At 35.4% G+C, this 24202-nt stretch carries 24 protein-coding genes, 1 other RNA gene and 1 pseudogene; 12 read left to right on the forward strand and 14 right to left on the reverse strand.

What is annotated here, in order from left to right:
- The first annotated feature begins 105 nt into the window (after window positions 1–105).
- The 6 genes from ACG94X_RS01970 (at window position 106) to ACG94X_RS01995 (ending at window position 6407) form a co-directional block, all read left to right on the forward strand.
- Window positions 106–432 carry a hypothetical protein gene (locus tag ACG94X_RS01970; protein ID WP_419382054.1) on the forward strand — a complete coding sequence of 109 codons (327 nt, stop codon included), beginning with the start codon at window positions 106–108 and terminating at the stop codon, window positions 430–432.
- A gap of 120 nt (window positions 433–552) precedes the next feature.
- The gene (locus ACG94X_RS01975; RefSeq protein WP_419382055.1) at window positions 553–975 is read left to right on the forward strand and encodes a YeeE/YedE family protein; all 423 of its coding nucleotides are present in this window, start codon (window positions 553–555) and stop codon (window positions 973–975) included.
- The gene (locus ACG94X_RS01980; protein WP_419382056.1) at window positions 972–1382 is read left to right on the forward strand and encodes a DUF6691 family protein; all 411 of its coding nucleotides are present in this window, start codon (window positions 972–974) and stop codon (window positions 1380–1382) included. Before ACG94X_RS01975 ends, ACG94X_RS01980 begins: the two co-directional genes overlap by 4 nt.
- A 6-nt stretch (window positions 1383–1388) precedes the next feature.
- Window positions 1389–2261: an MBL fold metallo-hydrolase gene (locus tag ACG94X_RS01985; RefSeq protein WP_419382057.1), complete on the forward strand. Its 873-nt coding sequence runs from the start codon at window positions 1389–1391 to the stop codon at window positions 2259–2261.
- Between the two features lie 462 nt (window positions 2262–2723).
- The gene (locus tag ACG94X_RS01990) at window positions 2724–4832 is read left to right on the forward strand and encodes a sensor domain-containing protein (protein ID WP_419382058.1); all 2109 of its coding nucleotides are present in this window, start codon (window positions 2724–2726) and stop codon (window positions 4830–4832) included.
- 519 nt (window positions 4833–5351) lie between these two features.
- Entirely contained in the window at window positions 5352–6407 is a 1056-nt protein-coding gene (locus tag ACG94X_RS01995) for a 3-deoxy-7-phosphoheptulonate synthase (RefSeq protein WP_419382059.1), read from the forward strand.
- A gap of 147 nt (window positions 6408–6554) precedes the next feature.
- Here the strand turns inward: ACG94X_RS01995 and gcvH are convergent, their stop codons facing one another.
- The 8 genes from gcvH to ACG94X_RS02035 all read right to left on the reverse strand — a co-directional run bounded on the left by gcvH (window position 6555) and on the right by ACG94X_RS02035 (window position 14174).
- On the reverse strand, window positions 6555–6929 hold the full coding sequence (gene gcvH, locus ACG94X_RS02000; protein WP_419382060.1) for a glycine cleavage system protein GcvH: 375 nt from the start codon (window positions 6927–6929) through the stop codon (window positions 6555–6557).
- Between the two features lie 108 nt (window positions 6930–7037).
- Window positions 7038–8069: a helix-turn-helix transcriptional regulator gene (locus ACG94X_RS02005; protein WP_419382061.1), complete on the reverse strand. Its 1032-nt coding sequence runs from the start codon at window positions 8067–8069 to the stop codon at window positions 7038–7040.
- 89 nt (window positions 8070–8158) lie between these two features.
- On the reverse strand, window positions 8159–8614 hold the full coding sequence (locus ACG94X_RS02010) for a MaoC family dehydratase (RefSeq protein ID WP_419382062.1): 456 nt from the start codon (window positions 8612–8614) through the stop codon (window positions 8159–8161).
- A gap of 354 nt (window positions 8615–8968) precedes the next feature.
- A complete protein-coding gene (locus ACG94X_RS02015; RefSeq protein WP_419382308.1) occupies window positions 8969–9457 on the reverse strand; it encodes a GNAT family N-acetyltransferase in 489 nt (162 codons plus the stop codon).
- 96 nt (window positions 9458–9553) lie between these two features.
- Window positions 9554–10756, reverse strand: coding sequence for an acyl-CoA dehydrogenase family protein (locus ACG94X_RS02020; RefSeq protein WP_419382063.1), 1203 nt, complete (start codon window positions 10754–10756; stop codon window positions 9554–9556).
- 27 nt (window positions 10757–10783) lie between these two features.
- Window positions 10784–12070 carry an acyl-CoA dehydrogenase family protein gene (locus tag ACG94X_RS02025; protein ID WP_419382309.1) on the reverse strand — a complete coding sequence of 429 codons (1287 nt, stop codon included), beginning with the start codon at window positions 12068–12070 and terminating at the stop codon, window positions 10784–10786.
- A gap of 271 nt (window positions 12071–12341) precedes the next feature.
- Entirely contained in the window at window positions 12342–13715 is a 1374-nt protein-coding gene (locus tag ACG94X_RS02030; protein WP_419382064.1) for an ABC1 kinase family protein, read from the reverse strand.
- A gap of 153 nt (window positions 13716–13868) precedes the next feature.
- Window positions 13869–14174, reverse strand: coding sequence for a hypothetical protein (locus ACG94X_RS02035; RefSeq protein ID WP_419382065.1), 306 nt, complete (start codon window positions 14172–14174; stop codon window positions 13869–13871).
- A gap of 680 nt (window positions 14175–14854) precedes the next feature.
- On the opposite strand from ACG94X_RS02035, the gene ACG94X_RS02040 reads away from it, so the two are divergent.
- From ACG94X_RS02040 to aroC, 3 genes are all read left to right on the forward strand, one after another.
- The gene (locus tag ACG94X_RS02040; RefSeq protein ID WP_419382066.1) at window positions 14855–15229 is read left to right on the forward strand and encodes a lysozyme inhibitor LprI family protein; all 375 of its coding nucleotides are present in this window, start codon (window positions 14855–14857) and stop codon (window positions 15227–15229) included.
- Window positions 15230–15339: 110 nt separating this feature from the next.
- Window positions 15340–16350: a 50S ribosomal protein L3 N(5)-glutamine methyltransferase gene (gene prmB / locus ACG94X_RS02045; protein ID WP_419382067.1), complete on the forward strand. Its 1011-nt coding sequence runs from the start codon at window positions 15340–15342 to the stop codon at window positions 16348–16350.
- Between the two features lie 12 nt (window positions 16351–16362).
- Entirely contained in the window at window positions 16363–17457 is a 1095-nt protein-coding gene (gene aroC / locus ACG94X_RS02050; protein WP_419382068.1) for a chorismate synthase, read from the forward strand.
- Window positions 17458–17560: 103 nt separating this feature from the next.
- On the opposite strand, the gene ACG94X_RS02055 is transcribed toward aroC, so the two are convergent.
- Window positions 17561–18043 (reverse strand): hypothetical protein, encoded by a 483-nt coding sequence (locus ACG94X_RS02055; protein WP_419382069.1) that lies wholly within the window; start codon window positions 18041–18043, stop codon window positions 17561–17563.
- A gap of 565 nt (window positions 18044–18608) precedes the next feature.
- On the opposite strand from ACG94X_RS02055, the gene ACG94X_RS02060 reads away from it, so the two are divergent.
- Window positions 18609–18842 (forward strand): hypothetical protein, encoded by a 234-nt coding sequence (locus ACG94X_RS02060; RefSeq protein WP_419382070.1) that lies wholly within the window; start codon window positions 18609–18611, stop codon window positions 18840–18842.
- A 167-nt stretch (window positions 18843–19009) separates the two neighbouring features.
- Window positions 19010–19442, forward strand: a pseudogene (locus ACG94X_RS02065) (IS30 family transposase); the annotation flags it as partial.
- Here ACG94X_RS02065 and ACG94X_RS02070 read toward each other — a convergent pair.
- A complete protein-coding gene (locus tag ACG94X_RS02070) occupies window positions 19420–20283 on the reverse strand; it encodes a YbgF trimerization domain-containing protein (RefSeq protein ID WP_419382071.1) in 864 nt (287 codons plus the stop codon). The pseudogene ACG94X_RS02065 and the gene ACG94X_RS02070 sit on opposite strands and share 23 nt — an antisense overlap.
- Window positions 20284–20666: 383 nt before the next feature.
- Between ACG94X_RS02070 and ffs the strand changes: the two genes are divergently transcribed.
- An RNA gene (gene ffs / locus ACG94X_RS02075) (signal recognition particle sRNA small type) lies at window positions 20667–20763 on the forward strand.
- Between the two features lie 126 nt (window positions 20764–20889).
- Here ffs and ACG94X_RS02080 read toward each other — a convergent pair.
- From ACG94X_RS02080 to ACG94X_RS02095, 4 genes are all read right to left on the reverse strand, one after another.
- Complete coding sequence (locus ACG94X_RS02080) at window positions 20890–21513, reverse strand: regulatory protein RecX (RefSeq protein ID WP_419382072.1); 624 nt, start codon at window positions 21511–21513, stop codon at window positions 20890–20892.
- 242 nt (window positions 21514–21755) lie between these two features.
- Window positions 21756–22796, reverse strand: coding sequence for a recombinase RecA (recA, locus tag ACG94X_RS02085; protein ID WP_419382073.1), 1041 nt, complete (start codon window positions 22794–22796; stop codon window positions 21756–21758).
- 160 nt (window positions 22797–22956) lie between these two features.
- A complete protein-coding gene (hslR, locus tag ACG94X_RS02090; RefSeq protein ID WP_419382074.1) occupies window positions 22957–23397 on the reverse strand; it encodes an Hsp15 family ribosome-associated heat shock protein in 441 nt (146 codons plus the stop codon).
- A complete protein-coding gene (locus ACG94X_RS02095; RefSeq protein WP_419382075.1) occupies window positions 23381–24070 on the reverse strand; it encodes an HAD-IA family hydrolase in 690 nt (229 codons plus the stop codon). Before ACG94X_RS02095 ends, hslR begins: the two co-directional genes overlap by 17 nt.
- Window positions 24071–24202: the final 132 nt, after the last annotated feature.

Genomic DNA, 24202 nt, shown 5'->3' on the forward strand with positions numbered 1-24202 from the left:
CAAATCAGCGCTACCATAAATTAGTTATAAACAAGCACTCAACTCAAACATATTTTTCTATTTAAAATATCGGCATTCAATATGAGATGATGAGCTAAATGTTTGATGAATAACTTAGAACGGATTTTTAGGCTTGAACAACTTGGAAAATTACCCTCAGAACAAAGTCAAGAAATAGATGATTTTCCATTAGATGAGTTTGATCAACTTTTACAAAGTTTTGACCTTCCTATTACTTTGGAAATGGCGAAACGCTTAATCAGATTATCTCCGCCGAGTGAATCTGGTTGTTTTGGTATGGAATGGGCGATATTAAGCTTAATAGAAAGCTTAGATATTAAACAACTTCAAGCGTTGATTCACCATGCTGATAAAAATGAAGTGGTCGATTTAATAACAATACGCTTGGAAAATTATTTTAAAAATGGATAAGGCGTTGAGCAAGCTGATTTTATATTTTCATCTTTATGTATAGGCTTATACAAAATTCAGATTGAATAATTTAACAAATAATATATTATAAATATATATATTGTTTTATGGTGTGACTTTATGCATAGTTTTTTACTGGCATTTATTGGCGGATTACTGCTTGGAGTTGCAGTTGTTGGCTATTTATTTGTAAATGGGCGAATAGCTGGAATTAGTGGTTTAATTGCTCAAATACTGAATCCCCAAAGCATATTTAAAACTCCAGCACTTTGGTTTTTATTGGGGTTATTTATTACTCCATTTATTTATGGTTGGGCATTTAAACCAGAAATTATTATGGCAACAACTAATCCATTGTTATTAATGATTGCAGGTTTACTGGTTGGTTTTGGAACTCGCTTAGGATCGGGCTGTACCAGTGGTCATGGTATTTGTGGCATAAGTCGGTTATCTGTGCGGTCAATTGTGGCAACCTGTACGTTTATGCTTGCAGGCTTCATTACCGTGTATGTGATGCGACATGTGTTGGGGACATCATCATGAAAAATATTTTAGCTTTTGTATTTGGTGGTTTATTTTCAATTGGATTAACGCTTTCAGGTATGTCAAATCCAGCCAAAGTGATTGGCTTTTTAGATTTATTTGGTACATGGGACCCGAGTTTAGCCTTTGTCATGATTGGCGCTATTTTAGTGGCATTTATACCGTTTCAAAAAGCTATTCGTAAACCCATAACGGTATTTAATGAACCGATTGAGTTACCACAGAATACACAATTGGATCAAAAATTACTGTCAGGTGCATTTATTTTTGGTATAGGTTGGGGGATCGCTGGGATTTGTCCAGCGCCTGCATTTACACTGATTGGTTTAGGTTATTATCAAGCTATGTATTTTATTATTGCGATGTTGGCGGGTGTCTTTATTCATCGTCGAATTGTAGGAGCTTAATGAGACATGAATCCTTTGGTACAAGATTTTTTTGATGAAAATACCAACACATTTAGTTATGTAGTGAGTGATCCTATAACCAAACATTGCGCCATTATTGATAGTGTTTTGGATTACGATGCTGCATCGGCATCAACATCGACTGTAAATGCAGATCGAATCATTACTTATATTCAACAACATGCTCTAAGTGTCGAATGGATTCTCGAAACGCATGTTCATGCAGATCATTTAACTGCTTCGCAGTATTTAAAAGCGCAGTTGGGTGGTCAAATTGCAATGAGTGAAAAGATTACGCTTGTGCAAGAGTTATTTTCAAACATTTATCATATAGATATAAAACGTTTAAATTCTCAGCAATCATTTGATTACTTATTCAAAGATCATGAACAATTTAAAATTGGTCATTTACTTGCCTATAATATTCCTACACCTGGGCATACACCGGCGTGTTTAAGTTATGTCATTGGCGATACCGTGTTTGTCGGAGATACCTTGTTTATGCCTGACTATGGTACAGCTCGGTGTGATTTTCCGAAAGGTAGTGCTGCACAACTTTATGATTCTGTAGCTGAAACATTTAAGCTTCCCGAAAATATGCGCATGTATTTATGTCATGATTATTTACCTGAATCGCGTGAAAAATATTATTGTCAAACCACGATAAAAATTCAAAAAAATGAAAATATTCATATACATAAGGGTATAGGAAAACAGAAATTTATTATGATGCGTGAAAAACGTGATTCGAAGTTACCTATGCCAAAATTAATTTTACCTGCAATTCAAATTAATATGGATGGTGGTAAATTTCCACAGGCTGAAAGTAATGGTATTCGATACTTGAAGCTTCCGCTTAATTACTTTGTAAATCATTAGCTCATTTATTGTTTGAAATAATGAAAAACATATAAATAATTTAATGAATTACGTTAATAAGTTGGTCTTTCTACAGAAGTATGAATTTTTTCTAACTAAGTTAAATACTTTTAACTAGTTCGAGCGTTGCTTTAAAACTATTTTAATAGTCAATTCTAAAAATAGAGCATTGCTATTTAAGTTATTCATTTATAGATATACATTTAAAAGTATTTAATTTTTACAAATTATTGATAAATATAATATTATAATAATTTTCAACTCGATTGAGTACAGGTTAACAACAAGATACTTGAATGCATTCATTAATTTGATAAAATGTGACTTATATCATAAAATATACATTTATTGCTATTGAGTCTACAGCTGAAAGTGGTAATAAATATTTTGCATGGTCTGGAATTCATACAATTTAAGGCTGTGTCTATGTGGTTATTACGCTGATATTATAAGGATTAATACATGACTGGTTTTAATTTATCTTTAGATTCAAATTCGAGTCTGGTGGAATCACCTGTACAAAAGATAATCTCTAAACCTGCTCAGATTTCCAGTGAAGTGAAACAAACTTTAGATCTACTACCATATCTTGTTTGGATGACTAAATTCGGTATAGGTTATTGTAATGTCAGTTTAAAAAATTATATTGGACTAGAAAGCAATCATATTTGTGATAACCATTTAATTAAGTTTTTGCATCCTGAAGATGCAGAGCATATTTATAATATTTGGATTACGGCACAAAAAACAGGTCAAAAATTTGAAAAAGAATGTCGTATTCGTAATAAAAATGGACAATTTCAGTGGTTTTTATTGATTGCACAAAGCACCCAATATGAAGCTAACTTTTTTGATTGGATGATTACATGTATAGATATCCATGATCGTGCAGTTAAACTTCGTGATACCAGTGATGCACTAAAATCAAATACCGATATGCTCGATGTAAGTGTGGATTGTATTAAAATTATTACACCAAATGGCTATGTGTCACACATGAACAAGTCTGGTTGTATTGCTTTATTAGGCAAAGAAAAAGTTAAAACGTTTGGTATGGAATGGTTGGAACTTCTACCGCCAGAAGTTCGGGATCAAGGTAAAAAAGCCATTAAAGAAGCAGTAACGGGTAAAAATTCTCGATTTGCAGGTAAAAGTGTTTTTGGTGATTTGACCATGTATTGGGATAATATTTTAACCCCGATTGTGAATGAACAAGGTGAAACCACCAGTATTCTGTGTGTATCTCGCGATATTACCAAACAACGTATTGCCGAAGAAAAGCTAAGACTTAGCAGTGAATTGGATGAAATGACGGGTTTAATGAATCGCAGTGCATTCAAGAAGTGTTTGAAACAGTCTATTGCAAAAGCGAAAGATAAAAATAACAAAATTGGTTTATTACTTATTGATTTGGATCACTTTAAGCACATCAACGATACTTTAGGGCATACAGCAGGCGATCATTTGTTGAAGGTATTGTCAAAGCGTCTGAGCAATTGCTTAGATGAGAGTGATTATGTGGCACGTTTGGGGGGAGATGAGTTCGCTGTTGTGATCAGTGGTGTTAATAATATAGATAAAATACAACAAGTTGCCAGTATTGTACTCAAACAACTAGACGTTCCGATTACTTATTCGGGTAAGTTGATCAATGGTGGAATGAGCATAGGCGGTACAATTTTTCCCTTAGACGCAAAAGATTGTTCAGGTTTGATGAAATGTGCAGATATGGCGCTTAATGATTTGAAAGATCGTGGGCGTGGTGGTATCCGTATGTTTGGACTAGATATGCTTGAAATTGCACAAGAAAAAGCAAAACAATTGGCAACAGCAAGGGCAATTATTCGTAATAACAGCATAGAACCATTTTACCAACCTAAAGTAAAACTAGACGATTGTTCAGTTGTCGGTTTTGAAGCACTTTTAAGATGGCGAGATGAACAGGGTGATTTAAAGTATCCAGCAACGGTTGCAGAAGCGTTTAATGATTTTGAGTTGGCTACTAAAATTAGCGAAACGATGCATCATAAAATATTGTCTGATATGTCCAAATGGATTGTTGCAGGTTTAAAGGTTATCCCTGTGTCTATTAACGCATCTCCTGTTGAGTTTATGCGTGATAATTATGCTGAAATTTTACTTAAAAAATTATCAACTTATGCAATACCACACCATTTGATTGAAGTGGAAATTACGGAGCATATTTTAGCGGATCGTGGTTATGAATATGTGGTTCGTGCTCTAAAAAAATTAAAACAAGCCAATGTGCGTATCGCTTTGGATGATTTTGGTACAGGACATTCATCGATTACACATTTACGTGATTATCCAGTCGATTGTGTGAAAATTGACTATAGTTTTGTAAGTCGAATGCATGAAGAAAAATCGATTAAAGCAATTGTAAAAGGAATCGCTAAATTAGGACCTATCTTGTCCTTAGATATTATTGCCGAAGGCATAGAGACGATTCAGCAAATGGAATGTTTAAGAGAAGTGGGCTGCAATTTAGGACAAGGCTATTTATTTAGTCCTGCTATTTCTGAGGAAAGTGTGAGAGAAATGCTCAAATAGGTATTTAATTTCAATAAATGATCTTTTTACTAGCTTTGTCATAGAATGAATATACTTTGTGTATTTGGTATATGTTTGAAAAAATGCTTTTAAAAAATCGATGAGAAAATTGAAAAAATGCTTGTAAAGTCTATGAACTGAGAGTATTTTAAATTTAACACAGATTTTTATGAACGACGTAAAGATGTTAAAGCAACCGTTAATCGCTACTTCTTATTATTTCTGGCAATTCTTTAGATAGTTGCCTGAAGTCGTTCGGGCACTTGAAAAGTTGCCCATCAAAGTTAATACCTGATTGGCAACACCGATCAGGTTTTTTTATGCCTTTTGTTTAACCATTTTATGGTTTGAATTAATTTTATATTTTGGAGATCGTTATGATGAAATTTAGCCCTACTTATTTTAGTCATTTTTATGGATCTTATTTTACTCAAATGAATAACCATACTTTAGCCTCGAATAGATTACATACGCTCAAATAAAAGTGAGGACTGTAGAGAGTCCAAAGGAAAATACATCATGAATGCTTTAAATATTGCTTTACAACAAAATCAAACAATAGAAACACCATTGTCATTGCCGAATGATTTAAAAAATAAATATATATTAAATCATAATCTTGCTATACAAATTGCAGAACAACGTCAAACTATTCAAAATATACTCAATGGCATAGATCATCGTTTATTGGTGATTGCGGGGCCTTGTTCAATTCATGATGAAGTATCAGCTTTAGAATACGCAGAAAAATTAATACAACTTCAAAACCAGATTTCAGATCATGTTTTTTTAGTGATGCGTGCTTATATTGAGAAACCACGTACAACCATTGGTTGGAAAGGTTTTTTATATGACCCAAATTTGGATGAATCTTCCAATATGCAATTGGGATTGGAAAAATCACGCCAACTGTATTTGCAAATGATTGAAATGGGCTTACCCATTGCCAGTGAAATTTTAAGTCCGATGGCAACAGCATATTTTGATGATTTATTGTCTTGGGGGGCAATTGGTGCTAGAACCAGCGAATCGCAAATTCATCGTGAAATATCAAGCCATATGCCTTTCAGCATAGGTTTTAAAAATGGTACAGATGGCTCGATTCAAATTGCTTTAGATGCCATTCAATCTGCAAGTCATTCGCATCAGTTTTTAGCCATGAGCCAACAAGGTGCGCCATGTATTGTACATAGTCAAGGTAATCCATTTGCTCATTTAATTTTACGTGGTGCAAATCATGGCAGTAATTATGATGCAGAATCTATTCAACAAATTCGCAATCAGCATCAAGGCCATTTGCCCGCTTTAGTAATAGATTGTAGTCATGGCAACAGTGCAAAAGATCCATTGAAACAAACGGCTGTTTTACAGCAAATTATTGCAGAAAGACATTTGACCCATGTATGTGGGGTAATGTTAGAAAGCCATCTAGTTGATGGGCAACAAAAAATTTCATGTGATATGACTTATGGGCAATCTGTGACAGACGGTTGCTTAGGTTGGGATAAAACGCAGAAATTGTTATTAGATATTGCTGAACAGCTTTCCGAGCAATCGCTATTATGCTCTTCCTAAATTCATAAAAGTACATAAAAGGAGATCTGAATATTTAGATCTCCTTTTTTAGAGTAATTTTAATAAAAACTATCGTTAAATCAAGCGATAAAGCTAAAAGTTTTAGATCTTATGAAGTTTTTACTTTGAAGACGCTAACTTTGTGGATTATAAGCCTGCTTCGTAATCTGTATTGCTGAGTAATTTTTCTACGTCTGCAATATTGTCAGGTTTGATTTTATAAATCCAACCTTTGCTATAAGGGGCATCATTCACAAAATCTGGATCATCTTCAAGTGCTGTATTCACTTCAACAACTTCACCAGAAACTGGTGCATGAATATCAGAAGCAGTTTTAACAGATTCTACGACACCAGCTTGTTCTCCAGCAATTAAGTGGCGACCAACTTCAGGCGCTTCTACATAAACTAAATCACCCAATGCATCTTGTGCATGGTCTGAAATACCCGTAATGACAAGATCACCTTCAATTTTTACCCATTCATGTGTCACTGCATATTTTAAATCTGACGGATGATTCATGATAATTCCTTAATTTAATCAATTTATTTTTGGCAAGAGTTATACATACTTTTCAATAAAAACAAAAGGCAAAGATATTGATAAGCTTATTCATAACAACCAATAAGCTTATAGATAAGGATCTTTGCGCCAACTGCTTGGGCTGCGACCACTCCAACGCTTGAATGCACGGCTAAAGTTTGCAACATCGCTATAGCCCAATTCATCTGCAATTTGCTCAAGGGTATAATCTGTTCTTGAAAGTAGTGATGTCGCATGACGATAACGTACTTCATCGACTAATGTAGAGAAAGATGTGCCTTCCGCAGCTAATTGGCGTTTAAGCGTGCGATCAGACATGTGTAGCCGATCTGCGACATTTTCAATACTTAAATAGTGTTGTTCAGAATGGGTCAGAATATCACGGACACGCATCGCTAAACGGCGTCTTTCACCTAAGGCGGAAAGCTCTGATTCACATTGGTTAATGGCAATTTGACTGGCAATTGGGTCAGCATTGACCATTTTTAAACCTAAGTATTTTTTATCGAAGCTTGAATTTAAATGAGGTTGATCAAAACGCATATTATATTGGTTTTTAAAGCGTTCATGATATTTATCAAAATCTGCAGGCATTGGAAAGTCAAAATCGATATCGGCATGTAACTCATCAGTTCCCGTCAATGCTTTTGCCATGGTAATAATGCCAAAAGTGAGTGCCATGATTATTTCATTACGTAATGGTTGAATTTCGATATCACATTGCAATTGCAAAGTTGCTTTTTCACCAAATGTTGAAAAATATAACTGTAAAAAGGGCATGCGTAATTGAATGAATCGGTTTGCGAGAACTAAAGCATCGGTAATATCACCAGCCGTCATAATCGCATAGCCAATAAACCCATGAATGGAAATTCGCATTTGCGTACCTAAATGGTAGCCTAACGTGCTTTCCCCAGTCAGTTTTAAAGCATGTTTAATCAGTTCATTTGCGACAGGGGTAGAGATACGACATTCAGGATCTGCAAGCTGTTCGCTCGTTAAATTAAACGGAGCAAAAACGGTTTCTGCATTGTATCCCCAACGAGAAACGACATCTAACAGTAATAACCCATATACACCTGGAATTCCTTGATCAGACCGAGCTGAAACTGTTTTCATTTGCTATCCATTGCTCTCAACATTAATTTTATTTCTGGGAATATATTGTCATGAATTTAGAGAAAAAACTTTAAATATTGTAAGACAAATTAGCTTGCATGAGCATTAAAACTACGCTTGAAAACAACAATTTTGGTGGTTGAAATGAGTAAAATATCACCATGTTGATTCTTTGCTTGTGTTATATAAGTCACAATAGCACGATCTGTTTTAGTTCTCGATGGAGTGATTGAAACAATTTCCACATCGACATGAATTTTATCCCCCACACGAGTCGGTTTTGGCCATCTTAAACTCGATTCTGAACCAATTAACCCGTAAGCAACAGGAAAGCACTCTGTCCAAAGGCGCATAGTGACTGCCGAAGTATGCCATCCACTTGCTGCTAATCCTTTGAAAATAGGGTGATCTTTAGCTTTTTCAGCATCTGTGTGAAAAACTTGGGGGTCGTAGTTATTGGCGAAGGTTAAAACTTCATCTAAAGTCATTTCATATTCACGACTGGTAAAATGATCACCGATATTTAAATCTTCTAAATATAACATTTCTTATTTCCCTTATTTCTTCATACGTTACTTTTAACGTTTTAATAAATTAAGTCAGAATAATCAATAATATTTTAACTTAATTTATTTTAAATAATCATGAGATGATTTCTATGGCTGAAATGACGTAAACTCATCAGACTATAAATGAAAAGTAATCAAAGCTTTCACTTCGATTGCAACATATTACTAAGCCAGATGAATTGGTTTAAGTGACAGATATTCAAAATTATTTCTAAACTTGATTAAATGACTTTAAGTCAACACGGTTTAAATCCATTTAAAATATTTTGTTAATAATTCACTAAAATGAAAATACGACTAAAGTTATTTATAACGGATGAAAAGTTTTAATTAACCGAATTCTTTTAACATCCAAATTTCACAAGCATGGCTATGACCTGTATTGCCTTTAGGGGCTTTGAGGTGTTTAAAGCCTAATCTTTCATAGAGTTTGATTGCTTGCCAAAGGTTTTGAGTTGTTTCTAAATAGCATGATTGAAAACAATGTTGCTGTGTAAATTGAAATGCTTTTTCTAAAATTTGCTTGGCAAAGCCCAAACCGCGTAATTCAGGTAGGAAATACATTTTTTGAATTTCTAAAATTGCAGAATCGCCTTTAAGTGGTGAAAGACCACCACCACCAAAAACTTGACCAGAACTATCTTCTACAACCCAATACATCGCATTTTTTTGATCATATACAGTATATAAATCATCTAATATTGGATCTGCTACAGCAAAACCAGATTCAGGCGCTAGACCAAATTCTTTGGATACTTCACGAATAATTTGAGCAAGTGCGGTATTATCTTGTGGTTGAATTGGTCTTAATTGATACATATTTTTAAATATAAGAAAATAAAAAAGATGGACTTTTATAATACGCATAGGTATTTAAGTCCATCTTTTATAAGCTTTTGATGTGATTTAAAATAATTATTTTAATTCGCTAGAAGATTTACCAAGTTCACGACGTGCAATGATTAATTGTTGAATTTGTTGCGTACCTTCAAAAATATCCAAAATTTTAGAATCACGTGCCCATTTTTCTAACAATTCATCTTCGTTATAGCCAATACTTGCCGCAAGTTCTACGCACTTCAAAGTAATCTCATTGCAGATACGTCCTGCTTTTGCTTTGGCGATAGATGCTTCACGTGAGTTGGGTTTACGGTTATCCGCCATCCACGTTGCTTTCATGGTCAGTAAGCGAGAAGCTTCCCATTCTGCTTCTAAACGGTAAATTTGTGCTGCAATATTAGAAGTTTGCAAATAAGGTGTGCTATAGGTCGGATCTAAATCATCTTTAAAAATTTCTTTAATACGCTCTAATGAAGCTTTTGCACAACCAACAGCCATTGCAGCAACTAATGGACGTGTATTATCAAAAGTTTCCATAACACCAGCGAAACCTTTAGCAATATCAACTTCAGCATTACCTAATAAATTTGCAGCAGGAACACGGCAGTCAATCAGGCTAATTGCAGCCGTATCAGATGCTTTAATCCCCAATTTATGTTCTAGGCGCTCAACTTTCATTCCTGGTGTACCTTTGGTTACAACAAAAGATTTGATTGCTGCTTTACCTAAGTTTTTGTCCAAAGTCGCCCAAACCACGACAGAATCTGCACGGTCGCCAGAAGTTACAAAAATCTTTTCACCATTGAGAATGTAGTCATCACCATCTTTTTTGGCAGTTGTACGAATTGCCGCAGAGTCTGAACCACAAGCTGGTTCAGTAATTGCCATTGCAGCCCAAGTGCCTTTAAAACGTTGTAACTGTTCATCGTTTGCGACAGCAGCAATTGCAGAGTTACCTAAACCTTGACGTGGCATAGACAGTAAAAGACCTGTATCGCCAAAACACATTTCGATAACACCCAGTGCCGTTGACATGTTTTGACCATTTTTATTATTTGAGTCGTTGTCACCACGTTTATTGACCGCTGCTCCAGGACTTGTTGTACCATCTCCACCTTCATTCATGCCGTCAAGTAATGATGCAAGCATATCTAATTCTTTTGGATAGGCGTGTTCAGCTTTATCATATTTACGAGAAATAGGGCGGAGTACATTTAGTGCTGTTTCGTGTGCTTGATCTACAAGCAACTGGAATTTTTTAGGATTTTGTAAGTTCATGATCTATATTCCTTTTTTTATTCTCTATTAAGCATGTAGGCCAGATTGTAAAATTGCAGTCGCACGTAAATCACGATACCAACGCTCAGCGGGGTGCTCTTTGGTAAAGCCATGACCACCTAAAATTTGCACACCATCTGTACCAATTTTCATTGATTTTTCTGCACAAATAATACGTGCTAAATAAGCTTCACGATGGAAAGGTTTTCCTGCTTCTGCAAGACTTGCAGCATTGAGAATAAGCATACGCATCGCCTCAATTTCAATCGCCATATCCGCAATCATAAATGCAACACTTTGACGATGTGAAATAGGTTCACCAAATGCAGTACGTTCATTGGCATATTTAATACTGTACTCTTTAACAGCTTCGCATGTACCTACAGCCATGGCACACCACATTAAATTACCTAAGTCTAAGAAACTAGAGTAATTAAAATCGTCATCACTCAGTCGTTCAGCTTGTGTATTATTAAATTTTAATGTGACAGATTCCGTTGCTTTTAAGCCCATCGCAGGACTTTTCTTATAAGTAATTGAATCATTACGTTTGACAATAAATACATCTGGGTGACCATTCAGCTCTGCACTGACCAATAAAATATCTGCCGATTCACCCAATACAACTAAAGTTTTTTCACCATTAATGATGTATTGACCATTAAGTGAAGTCGCTTTAGTTTTGAGTTTGAATGGGTTAAAAGCAGGGCTTGCTTCTTGCACGGCAAATGTTGCTCGAATATCAGTATCATTGGCGAAGCTTGGTAAATAAGAGGCTTGAGATCTTTCAGAACCCCATTGCATAAAAGCATTGATCACACTAAAAGTAGAAAGTAAACCTGCGGTTAATGAAAAATCACCTTTTGCTAAACGTTCAGCAATGAGAATATTGCTGATGATATTTTTTTCAGCTGCAACACCACCTAAAACTTCGGGTAGCGCATAATAATTTAAACCAATATCTGCAATATGTTGCCAAAGTTCGGCAGGGAATGTTTCGTTCTGATCCGCATCGTGTGCAAGCGGATAGAGGACTTCAGCTGCAAATTGATCCATTGCATCTACAGTCATCAGTTGCTCTTCAGTCAAACTAAGATCGAATAAACTTTTTGATTGACTTGGTAAGCGTTGTTTATTCACAGATGAATCTGATTTAAAGGCTTTTTGTGTAGCTGTTAATGTTTTAAATCCAGCTTTAGAACCTTGGTAGAGTGATTTCTCTATAAACTTGCGCAGTTTCAGTTGGTCGAGTAAATCACTACCCGCAATTTTTGTAATAAGATTTAAGCCCAACCCCTGAGCTTTATTTACCATATTGGTCATTCCGACTTACCTGTGTTTTTGTGTTGGTATAGCATCATCGTGACATGGAAATATTTAAAAAACTATGTCAAAGCTGACAAAGTGATTGACCTTTTACTAGGGCTTTAGGTTGATGGTTTTTTGTGGTTAATCTACTGAAAATAATGGAATAATTATTTATAAAAATACCCAACAAATGTTGGGTATTGACTAAAGTGACAGTTTCAAATTTTAACGTCAGTATTTCAATCACAAGATATTTTATGTTAAATACATTAAAATATTAAAGATAAGGCGTAATCATTTTGCGAACATTGGTTTTTGCTTCAATGACGGTCATAAATGTATAAGCACCGATGAACTTACGGCTAATAAACATAAATTCTTTTGGAGGAACGCTAAAATAACGAGACGCCATAGATTTAGATGCACGTTGCATGACACGACTATGCAGCTGGCTTTTTTTCCAATCATAACGATTTTGTTCATCCATGACACCAATAGGTAAGTCAGGATTATTGAGAGGTGTGCTAAATGCTTCGGTTGCAAGTAAAAATACTTTTGCCATGTCTGGTTTAATTGTCAGCGGCATACCATCAAAAAATTCATAGCCAGACATAGAGTTCACCATTTCTTCGGCATCATGGTGATATCCAGATTTTATTAGGTTTCGCGCAACTGTTAAAAGTTGATCGTCAAATTGACGGATTGCACCAAAATCAAGAAGGATGATTTTATCTCTAATATCATCACCATTTCCCAAGCGGACGAGATAATTACCAAAATTTGGATCGGTCTGCATTTCACCCCATTCAAACAATTCGCGTACTGCAATTTCAAGTGATGCTTCACCTAATCGATTGCGACGTTCTTGTGGAAGTGAAAGCATGACAGGGCTGTTAATGGGTACGCCACGCTCAAAGGTCATGCACAATACTTGATCTGTACAATAGTGATCTATAATTTGTGGTACGCCATAACGTGAATCATTTTGGAGCCGTTCTGCAAAACGTCTTGTCGTTGCCGCTTCTACATGATAATCCACTTCACGGTGCATCATTTCTTTGACTTCATCAAACCACTGATCAAATTCACGAGTCTGTGGAACCATGCGAGTAAGTTTAATCATGTTGCGGAATAAACTCATGTCGGAGTCGATTGCCGCTGCTACACCAGGATATTGAATTTTTAAAACCAATTCCAAACCATCAGATTTACGGGTTGCACGATGAACTTGAGCGAGGGAAGCTGTTCCAATCGGCTCATGATCAATGGTTAAATCATCAAGTTTAGAGCCAAGTTGCTTTTGTAATTGTTGTTTGATGGCTGGCCAAGCAAGTGCAACTGTTTGATTGTTGAGTGTATTTAGAGCTTGAGTGATTTCTTCTGGTAGAAAGTGCTCGCCATAAAGTGCCATCATTTGACCAATTTTAACAATCGAACCTTTCAGTTTTCCAATTTCTTGAACCAAATAATGAGCTTGTTCTTTCATCATTTGCTTACGCTTTTTTTCTTTTTCTTCTTCACTTGAAAAGATTGAACCTGCACTTGAAGCTGCCCAGCGTGTACCTGCCAATAATGACGCTTTTGCAATCGACAAACGTCGATCCATTGATGAGGTCTTTAACTGTTTGAGCTTTTCGTTCTGATCAGACATGAAGATTAAATCCTTTAATAAGCGATTCGAAAAGAAGATTAATTGTCATGAATACTACATGGAATAACCGTATTTAAATAGTTCAATTCGCTGAATGGGTGAATAAAAGTGAGCTTTTTGGCAAAACAAAATAGCCTAAGCAAAATATTTATTTTACATTGTAAACTGAATTTTAATATTTTCTCGATCTTTTAACATTTGCCTATTGGTTTGAATATGTTGACTAATCATATTTTTCACTTGCTGATTTGTAAATCCAAGTGCGTAGCCTTTAACAATGATAATACTGGGCAGACTAAAGAAAAAATATTTAACATCATCTACAGTGACATCATCATATATTCCTTGTTCAGTTAGCGTAAGTTGAAAAAATTGTTTTTCAACTTTGACAGACGAGTTAACTTCATCGTCCCACCATGATTGACGCATTGCCATTAAATTGTTGTGTTTATAGCTCATAAATTGTCTAAATTCTGAATTGATTTTAAATCTATGTCCCTTATATAGAGTCGAATTCTATTAATTTCAAGTTTTAAATAACACATCACAAAATAAACTTAGATTGCAAGCTGAAGGCTATTGATTTGTTTTAAAAACATACAATAATAGTGGGAAAATTAAATCTAAATATTAGGTGCTTTGTGAAATTATTAATCAGTTGTATTGTATTATTATCCACACAAAATACTTTTTCAGAAGTATATAAATCCACACAGAAAAATAATGTTATTTATCTGAATAAGCCTTGTGTAAATAAGCCATTAACTCCAAATCAATTTTAAGCTTCACTGACTGATACGCAAAAGTATCAACAATGGAAAGCCAAAAGAGAACCACAAACTGGCATGTCTGGCGATCAAGTCATTAAAACAACCCGTTGGGGGAGCGCCAACTAGAAAAAGATCATATAGAACTTATCAGGGGAAAGAAGAGACTTGGTACTATGAAGACAGTGGATATATTTCTTTAAAAAATGGAAAAGTAATATCAATTAGCCAATAAATTTTGTTGTTAATCGCATTTATTTCAAATGAATTTTATGATGAATGACAGAGAGTTGATTGTATTTTATTTCAAATCTTTTACACTCTATCCATATAGATATTTAATTAAAATAATGTTTTTAACGGGGAATTTTGATGCAATTAAAGTATTGGGGAATCAGTGTCGCTTTATTATTACCTATGCATGCTAAAGCAGTGGGGTATAGTTCTGAATATTTATCTTGCGTAAACTCAGGCAGCAATGCATTTTCATCTTGTGCGAAAGATGAGTTTAAATATCAGGATGACCGTTTAGAAGCATTATTTAAAAAAACTTTAGTTGTGTATTCTGATAAAGATAAAAAAGTACAAAATAAATATCAAAAGCAATGGCTGAAACAGCGAGATAAACGTTGTGGTGAAGATAATAAGTCTGTATCAGATGCTTATAAAAGTAAATATTATCTTTGTGCGCTAAAAGACACAGTAAATAGAGCCAATACACTGGAAAAGCTATCGTTTAGATTATAAAATTTGTTGTTTTCGAATTAGATCGTGAAAAATTTGGAAAGCATTATAAAACTCATGCAAAACAAGGTATCATAAGGCGTTTAAAAAATTTGACCTTGGAGAAAACCTACGTGGATCGACCGACTATTAGCCCTGAACATATTCAGGAAGCTGCTGAAAACTTAACAACAATTCGTGATTTTATTCGCTTTGGTGTTACAGCTTTACGTCAATACGATGCACATTTAGGTCAGGGGACAGAGGATTATTTTGCTGAAAGTTCGGCATTGGTTTTACAAACCATGTCTTTGGAATGGAAGGTAGATGCGGAAATTCTAGATGCAAAATTATTACCAAGTGAAAAAACTGAATTTTTAAGTCTTCTTGAGCGTCGTGTGAATGAAAAAGTTCCGACTTCTTATTTATTAAATCTTGCTTATTTCGATGGCAAACCATTTTATGTAGATGAACGTGTTCTGATTCCGCGTTCACCTATTGCTGAATTAATTCAAAATCGCTTTGCACCATATTGCTTGGATGAAAATGGTCAAGTACGTGAAGCAGAAAATAATTTACCTGAAAATCCGAATCCTAAAATACCACAACGTATTTTGGATATGTGTACAGGTTCTGCTTGTATCGCGATTGCTTTGGCGTATGCGTTCCCAGATTCGGAAGTTGATGCAACTGATATTTCTAAGGAAGCTTTAGAAGTCGCGTCAATCAATACAGAACATCATAATAAACAATACCAAGTGGCTTTAATTGAGTCTGATTTATTCTCAAAAATTCCTGCTGAAAATCAATATGATTTGATCGTTTCAAATCCTCCATATGTCGATGCAGAAGACATGGCTGATTTACCTGAAGAATTTTTACATGAACCAGAGTTGGCACTCGCTGCTGGTCAAGACGGTTTAGATCTTGTTCGTAAAATGTTAGCTCAAGCAGCTGATTATTTAACTGAAAATGGCTTAATTGTGATTGAAGTTGGTAATTCGGAATGGGCAATGAAACAGAATTTTAATTCGGTTGATTTTTATTGGTTGCAGTTCCAAAAAGGCGGCACAGGTATTTTTGCCCTAACTGCTGAACAATGTCGTACTTTCCGTGATTTATTTATCGAATCTACACAAGCTTAAGGAGTCGCGAACATGGCAGGTAATAGTATTGGACAACTCTTCCGTGTAACGACTTGTGGTGAATCTCACGGCGCAGGCTTGATGGCAATTGTAGATGGTGTGCCGCCAGGTTTAGCATTGTCGGCAGAAGATTTACAAATAGATTTGGATCGTCGTAAACCTGGAACATCTAAGTTTTCAACACAACGTAAAGAACCTGATGAAGTTGAAATTATTTCTGGGGTTTTTGAAGGTAAAACTACAGGAACTTCAATTGGATTATTGATTCGTAATGCTGACCAAAAATCTAAAGACTACGGCAATATTGCGCAAACTTTCCGTCCAGGCCATGCGGATTATACCTATACGCATAAGTATGGTTTCCGTGATTATCGTGGTGGTGGTCGTTCAAGCGCACGTGAAACAGCGATGCGTGTTGCTGCGGGTGCAATTGCGAAGAAATTCTTATCAGAAAAGTTCGGTATTGTGATTCGTGGTCATGTCACCCAAATTGGTAACGAAAAAGCCCAAGCTTTGGATTGGAATGAAGTTTCAAACAATCCATTCTTTTGTGGAGATATTGAAGCTGTTCCTCGCTTTGAAGCACTTGTAACATCTTTGCGTGAGCAAGGAACCAGTTGTGGCGCAAAGCTTGAAATTTTTGCAGAGAAAGTTCCAGTTGGTTGGGGTGAACCAGTATTTGATCGTTTAGATGCAGATATTGCCCATGCGATGATGTCTATTAATGCGGTTAAAGGTGTTGAAATTGGTGATGGTTTTGCAGTAGCAGAACAATTTGGTCATGAAACCCGAGATGAATTAACCACAGATGGTTTCTTGGCAAATCATGCCGGTGGAATCTTAGGTGGGATATCATCAGGTCAAACCATACGAGTTGCTATTGCACTTAAACCGACTGCAAGTATTACCACTCCAGGTAAAACAATCAGTATTAATCGTGAAGATACAGATGTATTGACTAAAGGTCGTCATGACCCATGTGTAGGTGTACGTGCGACACCTATCGCAGAAGCAATGTTAGCCATTGTTTTAATGGATCATTTTATGCGTAATCGTGCACAAAATGCCGATGTTGTTGCACCATTTGCACCGATTGAGCCTAAATAATAAGACTTCATCTTTACCTCTTTTTAGAATTATTCTGAATCACAAAAAACCAGACTTCAAGTCTGGTTTTTTTTATACTTATGAATGATGCAAAGAATATGAATTATTGAACAAGTTGACCAGTATAACCTTTTAAGAAGGTGAGGTAAGCTGAAGATTGCTGACCATCTGCTTTTAAGATTGCACGTTCTACATTACCTTGGTCAGTCACAAGTTTAAGCGTAATTTCTTTACCACTGCGGAATGAGTTTAAGAAGCTGACAGGCACTTGAATTGAATTTGATGAAACTTGATTTTCAGCAACAGTCGTATATTGAGTCGTATTAATCGTTGAATATGTATAAGGTTGACCGTCGACTAAAAATACAAATTGTTTAATATTATATTTTTGTGGGTTATTAATTTCAGCTGTAATTTTAAAGCCATTGCGCTGTTCATTATTCCACCGCATTGAAAGTTCAGGACAAACTTCGTTCGCCTCACAAATAAGTGGTCCTTTAGTAACAACACGTTCAGGGTAAGAACCCGCGCAGCCGACTAAGCTTAAGCATGCCAAAGAAGAAATTAAAGCAAATTGAAGTTTCATGACGCTTCCTATATTCATTAATGTTATTGCTTGTTGGTAATGTGTAAAACTTACCGCTTTTAAGTAAAAAAGTGAATGAAATATATCACTTTTGCGGTTGTATATTTGTATTCTAAAGCATTTTTATTATTGAATAAGACCTAATTATTTGCGAGATCTTTTTTGGGTTGATTCTATTTAGACAGTGCATCAATATTTATTTGTGAATATAGTATTTCTTGTAAGTCGAACTGATGAACTAAATCGATTGCTCTTGATGGATTTTACTAAAAATAATCTATTTTTGAATGAAGCTATATTGTGAAATTGTACTGTAACAATTGACTGACATAATGAATTTAATAAGAAGAAACAACAAAAATATTGCAACTAGAGCATTAAAAAATGATTAATTAGCGATATTAGGCAGTAAGATTTAGTCGACCCACTATTTAACATAGTGGGTTTTCTTTTTTTAGTATCTATTTGAAGATTATCTATGCAAATAATTGTTTTTTTAGCGCCTAAGTACACAAAAAGGTGATATAAATAAAAATAAAGTGTATATGAAAAAGGAGTGCATTTAATGAAAACTACAGTAAAGTACGTTGTTCTTAAAAGTAGAGAATATCAACTAGGCACACCTTTATTTGAAGAAAGTTTAGAGGTAGATGCCAATTATTTTGACCAAATTCCAAATGTGATTCATTTTCAAAATCACGATTTTAAAGTCAAATCTAAAGAATTAACACGTAAACAGATTTTTGATGATTTTGAGGAATCTCAGATCATTCTTATTAAAGTCATTGCCGTTAATTAACTGTTTTAGAAAGATAAAACCTACTAAAGAAAGTGGGTTTTATTAATTTTGAGCTAATTATATCGTACATCACTTTTAGGACAACGTGGCTATCGTCCTAAACAAGCTCATCAGTTGACATAAAGTTGTCGTTATATATAGACTTCACGCCTTACTCCTTTTGTTAAGGTTCAATATTAACCTTGGTTGATCGAAAATTTTTTTATGTAGATATCGTACATTTAGGTGCTACAAGGCAATCAAAACATACGATTTCGCATTGTATAGAGCGATAAAAGCTCATTCATGCGTATAGTGTAACCTTTGATAATGATAAAGAATTTTCGGAGCATGAAAGGATTACTAATTAAGGTGTAGTCACGTATTTTGCTGATACGTATAAGTCGATTCAGCGAGCAAGGAATGAAAACACCAATGGTTTAATTAGACAGTTCTTGCCAAAATCATTAACATATCGAAAATATTACAGTTGCTCAAATACAGGCAATTGAGGACAATTTAAATAATCGTCCTCGTAAATCTCTTGGATGGCATACACCCAATGAAGTTATGGCTGGGTTTTTAACTGTCGCAGCTGCTAGTTGGAGCTACCTTTTTTAAAAAATCCTGCTTCTTCAGATTTTGGATAAGTAGTTAATAATTTGTTTTTATACACATTTGCAGATTGAATATTTTTATTTACATCTTTAGAAATGCTGTAAAGTTGATATAAGGCACGGGGTGCTTTCGATGAGTTTGGAAATTTAGCAGCAACGATTTCATAATTCTTTTTTGCTTCGGTGTAATTTGGCGGATCAATTGCCAAATTAAATTCAGCTAACCAAAAGTAAGCATTTCCAGTATAAATGCTGTTAGGGTTATTTTTAATAAAATTTTGCATTGGTGAAATCGCTTGTTTAGCACCACCATTTTTATAAGCATCTAATGCGATAGTATAGGCTGCTTTTTCAAGTTCAACGGGGTCGCTAGAATTATTATTTTTGCTCACACTCGAACTTACAGAAGAGGTTTGAGTAGTTGCATTACTTGTGACGGCTTGTGGTTTGATCTCTGTTGTGGGTGTTTGTGGTGTAATTTGATTTTGAGTATCTGTTTGTGTATCGGTTGGCGTAACTTGTTGGTTATCCTCGGTGGGTTCAAGCTTTTGATTCAATAGTTCTAGACGTTGATCCAAGTCTGTATAACGATTGGTTAGCTCTTTATTCAGTTGATCGATCGCATTATCTTGTTCTTCAATTTTTCCGCGCAATTCACGAATTTGATTTTCTAGTTGCTGATTTTTTTGAATTAAATCCCAATTCATATTTCCCGTGATTGGTGTGTTGCTATTAGATATTACATTTGCAGAAGAGTCACTTAATCCACGAGATTCAATTGGAATCGCATATGATGCTGTTGAGCTGATTAAAGCAAGAGAAAGTAGGGCATGCTTGTTTAGCATAGTTTTAAATCCATCATCGTTTAGTTTTTTCATATCAAACGGGCGAATGCCCCAGTATGTGAATGAAAATCAATAAGTGTACTCATTAGAAACGGCTATCCGCTGAATTGCAAGATGCATTTACAATCTTCAAATAATTATTCGCAGATTATGAGTGCATTAAAGATTTTTAATTTAAGATTTTTCTGTGCCTAAACATGGATTGAGTTGAAGCAAAGTTCCTTATTTTTCGATGTTGGATTCGAGTCAACTATAAAATTTGCATAAAATTGATCTAATTTGATGAGGAAATAAGCAAACGAATGAATAACTTGAGAAAATCACAATGTTTGGCTTGAAAGAAAATAAAAAATCTCTATACTCTGATCTTGCAATGGTAGCCCTGCTGGTGGCTTCGCAATTGTACTCTGAAAACCCCGCCAGGACCGGAAGGTAGCAACGGTATCAGAATTACGATGTGCCGAAGTTTTGCTAGTAGGGCTGCCACCATTTTTATTATAAATAATACTAATCAAGACCTATCTTATTTAAAACTAAATTCACTATTTTTGCACATTAATTTTAATAATTCTAAATATATCATTCACTTTAATTTCATTGATCATTTTAATCAAAATCATTTTCTTTTCTTGAAATTGCTTTCATAATCGCATCCATTTCAAAGCCCCGATATTGTAAAAAGCGAATTTGTTTGGCTTTTATTTTTGGATCTTTAGCGACATCTGTACCATATTTTTTCAATTTAAGCTCATAGGCTTGTGTGTACCAATCAATCTCGGCTAAGTCTTCTTGTACCAAGTCTTTATCAAGCTGTTTGGTGCGTAAAGCGAGCTTTATTCGATTAGGTCCTTTGCCTTTACGCACTTGACTGCGAACAGTCATTTCAGCCACACGTTGATCACTTTGATAATCTTTTGCTGCTAATTCATCAACTAAGATTAAAACTTCCTCTCTATTTTGTGCCCAAGTCATTAATTTTTCGATTAAATCGGCTTTAGAGTATTCTTTGCGTGTAAGTACTGCGAAGGCATAAGAGCGCAGGCGAGTGCCTGTTAAGCCTTGTGGCTTATTAGCTTCTGCCGATTCACGATCAAAATGCAGCGCAGTATCTTCATTTATGTGAGTGAGTGCTTCTACAATAAAAGCATGGCCAGTTTGAGTGGGGGTGTCTCCAAATTGATCTTTGAGTGCTTCGTAATCAATCATTTTTGGAAAGGTTGAATTTGGCATTGGCGTGTGGACTATTCAAATGATTTCATAAGTAGGGTGATATTTTAACTGATGTTATGCGCAATATCATTTTGATATTGAATGCAATTAGAAAAATAGAAAAAATTAAAATCTGAACAGAAGCTAAATAACAAAGATTCTTTTTAGATATGTGTATAGATTGGAGTGAGATGGTGGAAATAATCAAACGCCCCGAAAGGCGTTTGATTATTTTGATTTAGATACTTTAATAAGCAAAAGTATTAAGCATCTAAAAATTCAGGTTCTTCTTCTTTATCATCGACAGGCTTGGTTACAGGCGTTAATAGCTTTTCTCGAATTAAGCGATTAAGCTCTTGAGCAATTTCAGGATTCTCTTCTAAATGACGAATCACGTTATTTTTACCTTGACCAATTTTATTGCCTTGATATGAATACCAAGCACCCGCTTTATTCACTAACTCTTGTGCAACAGCAAGATCAACTAATTCCCCAAGTTGGTTCACGCCTTTGCCATACAAAATTTGGAATAAAGCTTCTTTAAATGGAGGAGCCATTTTATTTTTAACAACTTTTACACGAGTTTCAGAACCAACGATTTCATCGCCTTCTTTAACTTGCCCAATACGACGAATATCTAGACGTATAGATGCGTAGAATTTCAGTGCGTTACCACCAGTTGTTGTTTCAGGGCTACCAAACATGACACCAATTTTCATACGAATTTGGTTAATGAAAACAACCATGCAGTTTGAGCGTTTAGCATTACCTGTGATTTTACGTAAGGCTTGGCTCATCAAACGAGCTTGTAAGCCCATGTGAGAATCGCCCATCTCGCCTTCAATTTCAGCTTTAGGTGTTAATGCTGCTACAGAATCGACAACGATCATATCTACCGCACCTGATCGCACGAGCATGTCTGCAATTTCAAGCGCTTGTTCACCATGGTCAGGCTGAGAAACAAGTAGGTTGTCTAAATCCACACCTAATTTTCGTGCATATTGAGGATCTAGAGCATGTTCCGCATCGATAAAGGCACACGTTCCACCTGCTTTTTGGCATTGTGCAATTGCTTGCAATGTCATGGTCGTTTTACCAGAAGATTCAGGGCCATAAATTTCGACAATACGACCTTTAGGTAAACCACCTATACCGAGTGCAATATCAAGCGTTAAAGAGCCTGTAGATACTGCTTCAACTGCTAATACAGTATTGTCACCAAGGCGCATTACTGTGTTTTTACCAAATTGTTTTTCAATTTGGCTTAGGGCAGCATTAAGTGCCTTACTTTTGTTATCATCCATCTCGTAAACCTCTAACGATGTACTATCACTAATATCTTAAGTGGATGTGATTAAATTAGATCTTTCGTCCACGGCAGCAATAGTGACAGAAATTAAAAATCTGTTCTATATTTAAATTTATCTATGCGACATAAAATGTCGTGCTCGACCAAAGCGAATTTTAGTCATCATCATAAGACCAAGATTGGTCAAATTGCTGATCATTTTCTTGTTTAAATTTATGGATGTCACGCCGATCTTTTTTACTCGGACGATGATCTGGTCGGGCTAGATTATGCAATTTTCTTTGGGATGAAAGCAACTCTCTGCGTGTAATACTGGCTTCAGTTTCTTCATAAAGTTGTTGTGCAATGGGTGCGCCACCGCGAACTGCTGAAAGGGCTTTGATCACCACAGTTTTGCGGTCTATTCCTTGCTGTATCGTAAGTTCCATGCCAACACGGATTTCCCTAGATACTTTGACTCGATCATTACCATGATGAACTTTACCGCCTTCAATCGCATGTTTTGCAATGGAGCGAGTTTTAAAAAAACGTGCAGCCCAAAGCCATTTGTCTACACGCATAGATTCTACAGGTTCAAGGTTAGGCTGTTTTGACATCGACATCCTTATTTTCTAAATGGGATAAAATGGGTAAAAGTTCTGTTAAATCATGAATCGCAGGATATTCCAATTCCAAGGCATGACGTGCTGCGCGTAGACTTGAGGGTTGTGTAATGGTGATTAAATGTTGAATCCCAAAGTTCTCAGCACCTTTTAATACCGGAGCGGTATCGTCAACTAAACATGCATATTTAGGGTCAAAAGGATGTTGTTTTTGTAGGATTTGCCAAAACTCAACAAACTCTTTGGAATAGCCAATTTCTTCACTGCTGATCATTACTTCAAAATAAGGGCTTAAATCAACATTTTCAAGTTTAAGTTTTAAACCTGCACAATCTGCATTGGTCAGTAGCCAGCAACGGTAGCCTTGTTGTGTTAATTGTTTTAATAATTCAAAACATCCGACTCGAGGTGCAATTTTATCCTTATGCTCATATTGCAGTTGTAAGACGTCCACACCGACTTTTTCTGTCCAATATTTTGATGAATACCAACAAAGTGTATGATTATGTTGTTGGTAGAATGCTTTTAAAATATTTTGACTTTGTTCTAAGGTGCATTGATGGGTTTCTGCGTGGCGTTCTGGAAGTTTATGGTTCCAAATCAGGTCATCAAAAGCTAAGTCAAGGAGCGTACCGTCCATATCAAACATGATGATTGGTTTTTGCATTTAAACAATCTCAAATGGTTTTAAAGTTTAGTAAAATGAAGTCAAACTATTAAATTTCAATGATATTAATACTTAAAAGCTAACATCAACGTCATTAATGAATGGAATTTCAAAGTATAACAAGCTAAGCCA

Origin of the sequence: Acinetobacter psychrotolerans, assembly GCF_048552595.1 — a bacterium.
GTDB lineage: Bacteria > Pseudomonadota > Gammaproteobacteria > Pseudomonadales > Moraxellaceae > Acinetobacter.

Excerpts from the sequence above, each read along its gene's own strand:
- ACG94X_RS01970 (WP_419382054.1), top strand. The coding sequence starts at position 106 with ATGAATAACTTAGAACGGATTTTTAGGCTTGAACAACTTGGAAAATTA.
- ACG94X_RS01975 (WP_419382055.1), top strand. The coding sequence starts at position 553 with ATGCATAGTTTTTTACTGGCATTTATTGGCGGATTACTGCTTGGAGTT.
- ACG94X_RS01980 (WP_419382056.1), top strand. The coding sequence starts at position 972 with ATGAAAAATATTTTAGCTTTTGTATTTGGTGGTTTATTTTCAATTGGA.
- ACG94X_RS01985 (WP_419382057.1), top strand. The coding sequence starts at position 1,389 with ATGAATCCTTTGGTACAAGATTTTTTTGATGAAAATACCAACACATTT.
- ACG94X_RS01990 (WP_419382058.1), top strand. The coding sequence starts at position 2,724 with ATGACTGGTTTTAATTTATCTTTAGATTCAAATTCGAGTCTGGTGGAA.
- ACG94X_RS01995 (WP_419382059.1), top strand. The coding sequence starts at position 5,352 with ATGAATGCTTTAAATATTGCTTTACAACAAAATCAAACAATAGAAACA.
- gcvH (WP_419382060.1), bottom strand. The coding sequence starts at position 6,929 with ATGAATCATCCGTCAGATTTAAAATATGCAGTGACACATGAATGGGTA.
- ACG94X_RS02005 (WP_419382061.1), bottom strand. The coding sequence starts at position 8,069 with ATGAAAACAGTTTCAGCTCGGTCTGATCAAGGAATTCCAGGTGTATAT.
- ACG94X_RS02010 (WP_419382062.1), bottom strand. The coding sequence starts at position 8,614 with ATGTTATATTTAGAAGATTTAAATATCGGTGATCATTTTACCAGTCGT.
- ACG94X_RS02015 (WP_419382308.1), bottom strand. The coding sequence starts at position 9,457 with ATGTATCAATTAAGACCAATTCAACCACAAGATAATACCGCACTTGCT.
- ACG94X_RS02020 (WP_419382063.1), bottom strand. The coding sequence starts at position 10,756 with ATGAACTTACAAAATCCTAAAAAATTCCAGTTGCTTGTAGATCAAGCA.
- ACG94X_RS02025 (WP_419382309.1), bottom strand. The coding sequence starts at position 12,070 with ATGGTAAATAAAGCTCAGGGGTTGGGCTTAAATCTTATTACAAAAATT.
- ACG94X_RS02030 (WP_419382064.1), bottom strand. The coding sequence starts at position 13,715 with ATGTCTGATCAGAACGAAAAGCTCAAACAGTTAAAGACCTCATCAATG.
- ACG94X_RS02035 (WP_419382065.1), bottom strand. The coding sequence starts at position 14,174 with ATGAGCTATAAACACAACAATTTAATGGCAATGCGTCAATCATGGTGG.
- ACG94X_RS02040 (WP_419382066.1), top strand. The coding sequence starts at position 14,855 with ATGCAATTAAAGTATTGGGGAATCAGTGTCGCTTTATTATTACCTATG.
- aroC (WP_419382068.1), top strand. The coding sequence starts at position 16,363 with ATGGCAGGTAATAGTATTGGACAACTCTTCCGTGTAACGACTTGTGGT.
- ACG94X_RS02055 (WP_419382069.1), bottom strand. The coding sequence starts at position 18,043 with ATGAAACTTCAATTTGCTTTAATTTCTTCTTTGGCATGCTTAAGCTTA.
- ACG94X_RS02060 (WP_419382070.1), top strand. The coding sequence starts at position 18,609 with ATGAAAACTACAGTAAAGTACGTTGTTCTTAAAAGTAGAGAATATCAA.
- ACG94X_RS02070 (WP_419382071.1), bottom strand. The coding sequence starts at position 20,283 with ATGCTAAACAAGCATGCCCTACTTTCTCTTGCTTTAATCAGCTCAACA.
- ACG94X_RS02080 (WP_419382072.1), bottom strand. The coding sequence starts at position 21,513 with ATGCCAAATTCAACCTTTCCAAAAATGATTGATTACGAAGCACTCAAA.
- recA (WP_419382073.1), bottom strand. The coding sequence starts at position 22,796 with ATGGATGATAACAAAAGTAAGGCACTTAATGCTGCCCTAAGCCAAATT.
- hslR (WP_419382074.1), bottom strand. The coding sequence starts at position 23,397 with ATGTCAAAACAGCCTAACCTTGAACCTGTAGAATCTATGCGTGTAGAC.
- ACG94X_RS02095 (WP_419382075.1), bottom strand. The coding sequence starts at position 24,070 with ATGCAAAAACCAATCATCATGTTTGATATGGACGGTACGCTCCTTGAC.